We start from the raw sequence: 3191 nt of genomic DNA, 5'->3' as shown, positions 1-3191 counted from the left end.
CGAACACTATTTTCTTTGTTTTACCTCTATTTCTCCTTAACCGAGCAGTATTGAGATGGTTTTACCTTTGAATGCTGTTACTGCTTTGATTGGAACTCCTGTTGTTAGTTGGGTTATTCTGCGGCGTAATTCCCAAAAGTCTTTTTAAGATTTTTGAAACGCAGAGGTACGCAGAGTGTTTTTAAGGTGAAGTTTCTTATGAGTAACTCGATTTTAACAACTCATAACTTGACTATCGGTTATAAGACATCCCGAAAAACTGTTCGGTGTGTTGCATCGGATATTTCGGTATCTCTGCAAGCTGGGGAACTGGTTTGCTTACTTGGCCCCAATGGTGCGGGTAAATCTACATTACTGCGATCGCTCGCCGGAATGCAACCCCCAATCGCAGGTGAAATGCGACTCTTGGGAGAAAATATTTACAAGTTAGCACCACAAGAATTAGCCAAACGTCTGAGTTTGGTACTCACTGAAAAAGTTGATGTGGGAATGCTATCAGCCTACACCTTGGTGACGTTGGGACGACATCCTTACACTGACTGGTGGGGAAATTTGACACCCGAAGATGAAGCAATAGTACATTGGGCAATAAAATCTGTAGGAGCAGTACACTTAGCACAACGCCAAGTTAGCGAATTAAGTGATGGTGAACGCCAAAAAATCATGATTGCACGTGCTTTGGCTCAGTTGCCTATTGTGATGTTACTTGATGAGCCAACAGCATTTTTAGATTTACCACGCCGAGTAGAAATTATGCAATTGTTGCGTCAGTTAGCACGGGAAACAAATCAAGCAATTCTCCTTTCTACCCACGATTTAGATTTAGCTTTGCGTCTGGCTGATAAAGTTTGGCTATTAACAGCTAATGGTATTTTACACGTTGGCGCACCGGAAGATTTAGTGTTGAGTGGCGCATTTGCTGATACTTTCGAGAGTGAAGGTGTAGAGTTCGATGTTGCTTCTGGGGAATTTCATCTCCATACATCCCACAAAGGAGAAATTAATTTGATAGGTGAGGGGATTGCAGCAATATGGACTATTCGTGCTTTACAAAGAGTGGGATTCTTGGTTACTCGAAGTGCAAAGTCTTTTACTGTAGAAGATACGACGCAAACACAAATCTCAGTAGAAGTTATATCAAACTCTGCACAAGTTTTGTGGCGAATCGCAAACAATAACACTGTGTACACTCATCATTCATTGTATGAAATGATTAAATTTTTGGATTGTTTATAAAAGCATTGTTCATAATTGATTGAGATTCTCTAACTGTATAATCAGGAAAAATTACGAAATAGCTCTAATATTCGCTGTCGCACTCGTTCTATAACTACTCCCTCCTCAGCAGATAGCCCATCAAATAACATCTCATATATTAATGGTACGCCCAACTCTAACTCTGATAAAAGTGTACGCTGGCTAAATACATCTTGTGGTTTACCTTCTAGCATCAGCCGCCCTTTATCCATGACAAAAACCCAATCTGCCCAACGATAAACCAAATCCAAATCGTGGGTTGCCATTAATAAAGTGGTTCCATCTCGATGAATTTTTTTCAAAGTTGCTATCAAGTTACGAGTATGTTTTATATCTAAATATGCAGTTGGCTCATCCAACACCAACAGTTCCGGTTGTAGCACCATCACATCTGCTATGGAAACTCGCTTTTTTTGTCCTAAACTCAGATGATGCACTGGTCTTTCTGCTAAAGCAGTCAGTTCAAATTCAACTAATGCTTGTTCTACTCGGACTTTAATTTCTGGTTCTGGTAAACCTAAATTACACAAACCATAAGATATATCTTCTTCAACAGTAGAAGCTACTAATTGTTGTTCTGGGTCTTGAAATACTAGTCCAACTTTCTGCCTTAAATTACCCAGATAATTACGATTATAACTTAACAGCTCACCACGCCAACGGACAACGCCAAAATTAGGTTTATAGAGACCATTAGCTAATAGAAATAGTGTTGTTTTACCACAACCATTCTGACCAATTAACGCACATCTTTTGCCAGATGGAATTTTCAGTGTTAGACCATTCAAAGCTGATTGTTGTGCGCCTGAATAGGTGTAATATACCTGCTCAAATTCTAGTAAATATTCCTGTATTTCGCCAAAACTCTAATCCTATTAATCCTACACAACCGCAAATCGCTTCGATGATATATCGTGCTTGAGGACGATAACGACGAGGATGCCAAACTCGAAATTCACTTACAAAACCCCGTGCTTGCAATCCGAGAGAAAACTGACTATATTTTTGTAAGGTTCGCTGTAATAGTTGTCCAATTAGTAGTGCTAAACTTTTCATCCCAGTTCGCCAAGTACGGTAGCCACCACGGGAATTTTGTGCTGTCCACAATTCATTGGCTGTATTCAACAGGATGAAAATAAACCGATACATTAATAATAATAAATCGGTTAAAAGCACAGGAAATCCTAAGTAACGCAAAGTTTGTAAGATTTCCGTGAAAGGGACAGTTAGCATGAGAAAATATAAGCAAGAAACAGAGGCTAATGCTCTAGTTAAAATTCTCAATGCTTGGATAGTTCCAATATGGCTGATATAAATATAGAAGTGTCCGAGAGTTAGTCCATACCATGAGTCTGATTGTATCCTTGGCAAATCATTAATCGCAATTCCATTCACCATCAAGGCTGGTAAACTTGTCAAACAAAAAACTATGGTGAACATTAACAACCGAAAATAAACACCAGCCGGAATTCTTGCATAAATAACTGTCCAAATGCCCATCCAAAGCGCTATTAAAGTTTGCACTAGCGGATGGGCAACAAGGGAAATAGCAAGAGTAGTAAATGCAAAAATTAGTTTATGTTCTGGTGGCAATCTTCGGAGTCGATTGGTATAAGCTAAAGTGTCTATTTGCAGGCTCATTCTTCACGTTTTTGTTGTTGGGAACGTCCTTTATACAACCCAATTGCATAACCGACTACTCCAGCACCCAAAGCTGCTTGCGAAGCAAATAATAAACTTTCTATTTCACCACTAGCCGGTTCAAAAAATGATTTGAACCAGGGTTTATATCCAGGTTGTATTTCAGTAATTGCTTTTTCTGCTTTGTCATCAGAACCGGCAAATTCGCCACCACGCACAAATATTAACGGTGCAACTGCTAAGGTGATTTCTAGGAAAGAATTTACCAATGGAGGTAAAATGTACCCTTGATG

The 3191-nt window shown here is 39.3% G+C and carries 4 protein-coding genes; 1 reads left to right on the top strand and 3 read right to left on the bottom strand.

Annotated features, from left to right (window positions below; all coding sequences use genetic code 11):
* Positions 1–198 precede the first annotated feature (198 nt).
* Positions 199–1236: an ABC transporter ATP-binding protein gene (locus tag RM368_RS38140; protein ID WP_322698875.1), complete on the top strand. Its 1038-nt coding sequence runs from the start codon at positions 199–201 to the stop codon at positions 1234–1236.
* 41 nt (positions 1237–1277) lie between these two features.
* Here RM368_RS38140 and RM368_RS38135 read toward each other — a convergent pair whose 3' ends face one another.
* Genes RM368_RS38135 through RM368_RS38125 form a run of 3 tightly spaced genes read right to left on the bottom strand, consistent with a single transcriptional unit; the run spans position 1278 to position 3179 of the window.
* Complete coding sequence (locus RM368_RS38135) at positions 1278–2111, bottom strand: ABC transporter ATP-binding protein (protein ID WP_322698877.1); 834 nt, start codon at positions 2109–2111, stop codon at positions 1278–1280.
* Positions 2086–2898, bottom strand: coding sequence for a cobalt ECF transporter T component CbiQ (gene cbiQ, locus RM368_RS38130; RefSeq protein ID WP_322698874.1), 813 nt, complete (start codon positions 2896–2898; stop codon positions 2086–2088). The genes RM368_RS38135 and cbiQ overlap by 26 nt, the downstream gene beginning before the upstream one ends.
* Positions 2895–3179, bottom strand: a complete 285-nt coding sequence (locus RM368_RS38125; RefSeq protein WP_322698876.1) for an energy-coupling factor ABC transporter substrate-binding protein — start codon at positions 3177–3179, stop codon at positions 2895–2897. The genes cbiQ and RM368_RS38125 overlap by 4 nt, the downstream gene beginning before the upstream one ends.
* Between the last annotated feature and the right edge of the window lie 12 nt (positions 3180–3191).

The sequence above is a fragment of the Nostoc sp. DedSLP03 genome, assembly GCF_034530815.1.
In the GTDB taxonomy this organism is placed as follows: Bacteria; Cyanobacteriota; Cyanobacteriia; order Cyanobacteriales; family Nostocaceae; genus Nostoc.
The sequence above is the reverse complement of the archived record's forward strand: the minus strand, read 5'-3'. Positions and strand labels throughout refer to the sequence as shown.